Source organism: Mesorhizobium sp. M7A.F.Ca.CA.002.05.1.1, from assembly GCF_003998335.1.
Lineage (GTDB): Bacteria > Pseudomonadota > Alphaproteobacteria > Rhizobiales > Rhizobiaceae > Mesorhizobium.
Genome location: NZ_RZQI01000269.1, coordinates 1 through 6,692 on the forward strand (window position 1 = coordinate 1; position 6,692 = coordinate 6,692).

The 6,692-nt window shown below is 62.0% G+C and carries 5 protein-coding genes; all 5 read left to right on the forward strand.

Going from position 1 to position 6,692, the window contains the following annotated elements:
* Positions 1 to 642: ABC transporter permease (locus EN939_RS15565; protein WP_164751009.1), on the forward strand; the 642-nt coding region annotated here is incomplete at its 5' end.
* Positions 643 to 644: 2 nt separating this feature from the next.
* On the forward strand, positions 645 to 1,427 hold the full coding sequence (locus EN939_RS15570) for an ATP-binding cassette domain-containing protein (RefSeq protein WP_164748811.1): 783 nt from the start codon (positions 645 to 647) through the stop codon (positions 1,425 to 1,427).
* Between the two features lie 233 nt (positions 1,428 to 1,660).
* The gene (locus EN939_RS15575; RefSeq protein ID WP_127268703.1) at positions 1,661 to 4,129 is read left to right on the forward strand and encodes a glycogen/starch/alpha-glucan phosphorylase; all 2,469 of its coding nucleotides are present in this window, start codon (positions 1,661 to 1,663) and stop codon (positions 4,127 to 4,129) included.
* A 107-nt stretch (positions 4,130 to 4,236) separates the two neighbouring features.
* Positions 4,237 to 6,450 carry a 1,4-alpha-glucan branching protein GlgB gene (gene glgB, locus EN939_RS15580; protein ID WP_127268704.1) on the forward strand — a complete coding sequence of 738 codons (2,214 nt, stop codon included), beginning with the start codon at positions 4,237 to 4,239 and terminating at the stop codon, positions 6,448 to 6,450.
* A 35-nt stretch (positions 6,451 to 6,485) separates the two neighbouring features.
* Positions 6,486 to 6,692, forward strand: a 207-nt coding sequence (locus EN939_RS15585) for a sugar phosphate nucleotidyltransferase (RefSeq protein WP_245473098.1), incomplete at its 3' end; no start/stop codon positions are given.

Consider the following 6,692-nt stretch of genomic DNA (forward strand, 5'->3'; position numbering starts at 1 on the left):
CTCGTCGCCTACATGAAGCTGCCGCCCTTCATCGTGACGCTTGGCACCTGGAACATCGTCATGGCCACGAACTTCATCTATTCGGCCAACGAGACGATCCGCGACACCGACGTCGACACCCAGGCGCCGCTCCTGCATCTCTTTGCCATCAGCTTCAAGGTCGGCACGGCGGTGCTGACGCTCGGCGTCATTGCCACGGTCGTGCTCGTGATGATCCTCTGGTACGTGCTCAATCACACGGCATGGGGTCGCCATGTCTACGCCGTTGGCGATGATCAGGAGGCGGCGAAGCTGTCGGGCATCCAGACCAAGAAGGTGCTGATGACGGTCTACACCCTTGCCGGGCTGATCGCCGCTTTCGCTGCCTGGGTCTCTATCGGTCGCAACGGCTCGATCTCGCCGTCGGCTGCCGTCACCGACTACAATCTCCAGGCGATCACCGCGACGGTGATCGGCGGTATTTCCCTGTTCGGCGGACGCGGCTCGATCCTGGGCACGCTGTTCGGCGCGATGATCGTCGGCGTCGTCTCCATGGGCCTCAACATGCTGGGCGCCGATCCGCAATGGAAGGTGCTGCTCACCGGTGTGCTGATCATCGGCGCCGTGGCGGTCGACCAATGGATCAGAAAGGTTTCGGCATGACCATGACCCAGGAACCCATTCTCACCGCGCGTGGCCTAGTCAAGCGCTACGGCCGCGTCACCGCCCTCGACAACGCCGACTTCGACCTCTACCCCGGCGAAATCCTTGCTGTCATCGGTGACAATGGCGCCGGCAAATCGTCGCTCATCAAGGCGATTTCCGGCGCTGCCGCGCCCGATGAAGGCGAGATCCGGCTCGAAGGAAAACCCGTCTCCTTCAAATCGCCGATGGAGGCCCGCGAAGCCGGCATCGAGACCGTCTACCAGAACCTGGCGCTGTCGCCGGCGCTGTCGATCGCCGACAACATGTTCCTTGGCCGCGAAATCCGTAAACCGGGTTTTCTGGGCGATTGGCTTCGCATGCTCGATCGCCCGGCGATGGAAAAGCGCGCCCGCGACAAGCTTACCGAACTTGGCCTGATGACCATCCAGAACATCAGCCAGGCTGTGGAGACGCTCTCGGGCGGCCAAAGGCAGGGCGTTGCCGTGGCGCGTGCGGCCGCCTTTGGCAGTCGTGTGGTGATCATGGACGAGCCGACAGCCGCCCTTGGCGTCAAGGAAAGCCGCCGCGTGCTCGAGCTGATCCTCGACGTCAAGAAGCGCGGCCTCCCGATCGTGCTGATCTCGCACAACATGCCGCATGTCTTCGAAGTGGCCGATCGCATTCACATCCATCGGCTGGGCCGTCGCCTCGCCGTCATCGACCCCAAGCAATATACGATGTCCGACGCCGTCGCCTTCATGACAGGAGCCAAGGCCCCGCCGGAGGCGGCGCTGGCGGCTTGATACATGTCGCCCAAGTGGCTGGCGCATGGCGACACGGCAAGCACGGAACAGGGATTTGAAGCGCGGCGCGCGGGCCGTCTTGGCGCGTCACACTTCAGAATTGCCAAATTGCCGCAGGGGGCAAGCCGGATCGAACCTGTTTAAATCGATTGAATAGTTGGCGGTATCAGCTAGCATGGGCTGGGAGGAGCGATGAAAGCCGGTATGATCATGGCAACCGCACGAGAGGCATCATGACGAGCGCGATGACATCCGAACCCCTTCCGCCACTGCTCGAAAATCCTGACCCAAAGACGCTCGCACGTGAAGTCTTGGTTGCCCTCAAATACAGGGTCGGCAAGGACACCACCGTTGCGACCCAGTACGACTGGCTAACCGCCTCGATCAAGGTCGTGCGCGACCGGATCGTCGATCACTGGATGCAGGCGACGAGAGAGGCTTACGACCAGAAGGAAAAGCGCGTCTATTATCTGTCGCTGGAATTCCTCATCGGCCGCCTGATGCGCGATGCTTTCTCCAATCTGGGCCTGATGGACAACATGCGCGAGGCGCTGTCGTCGTTGGGTGTCGACCTCGACTTGATTGCAGCACTCGAGCCCGATGCGGCGCTCGGCAATGGCGGTCTCGGGCGGCTCGCGGCCTGCTTCATGGAAAGCATGGCGACCGTCGACATTCCCGCGCATGGCTACGGCATTCGCTATGCCAATGGCATGTTCCGGCAGGAGATTCACGACGGCTGGCAGGTCGAACTGCCAGAGACCTGGCTTGATCACGGTAACCCGTGGGAATTCGAACGTCGCGAACGCTCCTTCGAGGTTGGTTTCGGCGGTTCGGTGGAATCGATCACCTCCAAGGACGGCCGCCTCGAACGCCATGTCTGGAAGCCGACCGAGCATGTGCTGGCCGTCGCCTATGACACGCCCGTCGTCGGCTGGCGGGCCAATCGCGTCAACACGCTGCGGCTCTGGTCGGGCATGCCGATCGATCCGATCCTGCTCGACAAATTCAATGCCGGCGACCACATCGGCGCGCTCGCCGAAAGCAACAAGGCCGATGCCTTGTCGCGCGTGCTCTATCCCGCCGATTCCCACAAGGCCGGGCAGGAACTGCGGCTCCGGCAGGAGTATTTCTTCTCCACCGCCTCGCTGCAGGACATCGTGCAGCGTCATCTGAGCCAATATGGCGACCTGAAGTCGCTGCCCGACAAGGCTGCGATCCACCTGAACGACACCCATCCGGCCATCGCCGTGCCGGAGTTGATGCGCCTGTTGATGGACGTCCACGGCATGGACTTCGACCAGGCCTGGGATATCACCCAGCGCACCTTCGGCTACACCAACCACACACTGCTGCCCGAGGCGCTGGAAAGCTGGCCGGTGCCGCTGTTCGAGCGGCTTTTGCCGCGCCACATGCAGATTGTCTATGCCATCAACGCTGAAGTGCTTCTGGAGGCGCGTGCTTCCAACCAGTTCTCGGACGAGCAGATTGGCCGCATCTCGCTGATCCAGGAAAATGGCGATCGCCGGGTGCGCATGGGCAATCTGGCCTTTGTCGGCTCGCATTCCATCAACGGCGTTTCGGCTCTTCACACCGACCTGATGAAGGAGACGGTGTTCGCCGACCTGCACAAGCTCTATCCCGATCGCATCAACAACAAGACCAACGGCATCACGCCGCGGCGCTGGCTGATCCAATGCAATCCCGGACTGACGTCGCTCGCCCGCGAGGCGATCGGCGACCGTTTTCTCGATGACATCGACGCCATCAAGGATCTCGACGGTTTCGCCGGCGATGCCGCCTTTCGCGACAAGTTCGCCGCCGTCAAGCGCGCCAACAAGGCGCGATTGGCCAACCTCGTCGCCGACGGGCTCGGCATCAAGGTCGATCCTTCGGCGCTTTTCGACATCCAGATCAAACGCATCCACGAATACAAGCGCCAGCTTCTGAACATTCTCGAGGCGATCGCGCTCTATGACCAGATCCGCTCGCACCCCGAGCGCGACTGGATGCCGCGCGTGAAATTCTTCGGCGGCAAGGCGGCGCCCAGCTACCACAATGCCAAGCTGATCATCAAACTCGCCAACGATGTCGCAAAAGTCATCAACCGCGATCCGGCCGTGCGCGGTCTGCTTAAGGTGGTGTTCCTGCCGAATTACAATGTCAGCCTGGCCGAGATCATGATGCCGGCTGCCGACCTTTCCGAGCAGATCTCGACCGCCGGCATGGAAGCGTCGGGCACCGGCAACATGAAGTTCGCGCTCAACGGCGCGCTGACCATCGGCACGCTCGACGGTGCCAATGTCGAGATCAAGGAATGCGTCGGCGACGACAACATCTTCATCTTCGGCCTGACCACCGCCGAGGTCGCCGAGCGGCGCAACAACGGTTACGACCCTCGCGCCGTCATCGAGGGATCATCTGAGCTGGCGCAAGCGGTCGCTGCCGTCTCGTCGGGCGTCTTCTCGCCGGACGATCCGGAGCGTTACCGCGACCTCGTCAACGGCCTCTACAACAGCGACTGGTTCATGGTCGCCGCCGATTTCGATGCCTATGCTACCGCCCAGCGCGAGGTCGATGCGGTCTGGCGCAACAGTCCCGACTGGTACGCCAGGGCAATCCGCAATGTGGCGCGTGTCGGCTGGTTCTCCTCCGATCGCACGATCCGCCAATATGCGAAAGAAATCTGGAACGTGCCTGCCTGATGTGATTGCATGAGGCCGCAAACAATGTGGTCCCGGTGGTGTGAACTTGAAAGTCGGATCACACCACTAGAAACAAACACTCGGTGCCTGGGGAGGGACACTGCCTGATGAAGAAGCCGCGCGCGACCGCTGCGACAAGCGGGCCGGACGGACTGGCGGCAGCCAGCGATGTTGCGGCGATTGTTGCCGGCACGCATGGCGATCCGTTTGCCGTTCTCGGTGTTCAGGAGGCTGGGAAGGGTTTTGTGGCCCGCTGCTTTGTTCCGAATGCCGAATTCGTCACTGCCTATACGCTGACCGGCATCATCGCGGGTGAATTGTCCAGGCGCGACGATGGCGGCTTTTTCGAAGGCAAGCTCTCGATCAAGAAGCGGCAGCCGCTTCGCTATCACGCGCGCAATGCCGGCGGCGACTGGTGGCTGACCGATCCCTATTCGTTCGGTCCGGTGCTCGGGCCGATGGACGACTACTACATCGCCGAGGGATCGCATCTCAGGCTGTTCGACAAGCTCGGCGCCCATGTCATCGAGCACGAAGGCGCCACGGGCGTGCATTTCGCCGTCTGGGCTCCCAATGCGCGGCGTGTCTCTGTGGTCGGCGATTTCAACGAATGGGACGGCCGCCGGCACTCGATGCGGGATCGCCGCGACACCGGCATCTGGGAGGTGTTCATTCCCGATATCGGTGCCGGCCGGCCCTACAAATACGAGATCATCGGCCCCGACGGCGTCAGGCTGCCGCTGAAGGCCGATCCGTTCGCCTTCAAGTCCGAACTGCGTCCGGCCACCGCTTCGGTCGTGGCCGTGCCGCCGGCGCATGAGTGGGGCGACGAGGCGCATCGCAATTTCTGGCGCAATGCCGATCACCGGCGCGAAGCCATTTCGATCTACGAGGTCCATGCCGGCTCCTGGCAGCTTCGCGACGACGGTACGTTCCTGTCATGGGACGAACTGGCCGACCGGCTGATCCCCTATGTGGTCGAGACCGGCTTCACCCATATCGAATTCATGCCGATCTCCGAACACCCGTATGACCCGTCCTGGGGCTACCAGACGACCGGCCTCTACGCGCCATCGGCCCGCTTTGGCGATCCGGACGGCTTTGCCCGCTTCGTCGACGGCGCCCACCGTGCCGGCGTCGGCGTTATTCTCGACTGGGTGCCCGCGCATTTCCCGGTCGATGAGCACGGCCTGGCCAATTTCGATGGCACCGCGCTCTATGAACATGCCGATCCGCGCAAGGGGTTTCATCCCGACTGGAACACCGCGATCTACAATTTCGGCCGCCGCGAGGTGGTGTCGTTCCTGGTCAACAATGCGTTGTTCTGGGCCGAGAAATACCATGTCGACGGACTTCGCGTCGATGCGGTCGCCTCGATGCTGTACCTCGACTATTCGCGCAAGGCCGGCGAATGGATCCCCAACGAGAAAGGCGGCCGCGAGAATCTCGAGGCGGTCAGCTTCCTGCAGAAGATGAACAAGGAGGTCTACGGCCACCATCCGGGCGTGATGACCATCGCCGAGGAATCGACCTCTTGGCCGAAGGTCTCGGCACCGGTGCATGAAGGCGGGTTGGGCTTCGGCTTCAAGTGGAATATGGGCTTCATGCACGACACGCTGGAGTATTTCTCCAAGGAACCGATCTTCCGAAAACACCACCACAACGACCTCACCTTCGGCCTGACCTACGCCTTTTCGGAGAATTTCGTGCTGCCGCTCTCGCACGACGAGGTTGTGCACGGCAAAGGCACGCTGCTTGGCAAGATGGCCGGCGACGACTGGCAGAAGTTTGCGACGCTGCGCGCCTACTACGCTTTCATGTGGGGCTATCCCGGCAAGAAGCTGCTTTTCATGGGGCAGGAGTTCGCGCAGCGCCGCGAATGGAGCGAGGCGCGCGCGCTCGACTGGAACCTGCTTGAATTCCGGCCGCATCGCGGCGTCTGGCAGACGGTGCGCGATCTCAACTATCTCTACCGTTCGCGCCCGGCACTGCATGGCCGTGATTGTGAGCCGGAAGGGTTTTCCTGGCTGATCGTCGATGACAGCCAGAATTCGGTTTTTGCCTGGCTGCGCAGCGCACCGGGCGGCAGCCCGGTGGCCGTCATTTCCAATTTCACGCCGGTGCCGCGTGACAATTATCGCGTGCCGTTGCCGAAATCAGGCAAATGGCGCGAGATCATCAACACCGACGCTTCGGAATATGGCGGTTCCGGCAAGGGCAATGGCGGCATGGTCGAGGCGCGGGCGGAGGGAGGAAACATCTCAGCGACGATGCTTTTGCCGCCGCTGTCGACGATCATGCTTGAACTCGTTGCCGACTGAGCCATGTCGATATCGAGTAACTTGGGAGGGTAGAAATGGCAGACTTGAAACGGACCCAGCCGCTGGCGCGCGATGCCATGGCCTATGTATTGGCCGGCGGCCGTGGGAGCCGCCTCAAGGAACTGACCGATCGGCGTGCCAAGCCGGCCGTCTATTTCGGCGGCAAGACGCGCATCATCGATTTCGCGCTCTCCAACGCGCTTAACTCCGGCATTCGACGCCTCGGCGTCGCCACCCAGTAC

Bases quoted from the DNA above. Each gene is read 5' to 3' on its own strand.
- EN939_RS15570 (WP_164748811.1), top strand. From the start codon at position 645: ATGACCCAGGAACCCATTCTCACCGCGCGTGGCCTAGTCAAGCGCTAC.
- EN939_RS15575 (WP_127268703.1), top strand. From the start codon at position 1,661: ATGACGAGCGCGATGACATCCGAACCCCTTCCGCCACTGCTCGAAAAT.
- glgB (WP_127268704.1), top strand. From the start codon at position 4,237: ATGAAGAAGCCGCGCGCGACCGCTGCGACAAGCGGGCCGGACGGACTG.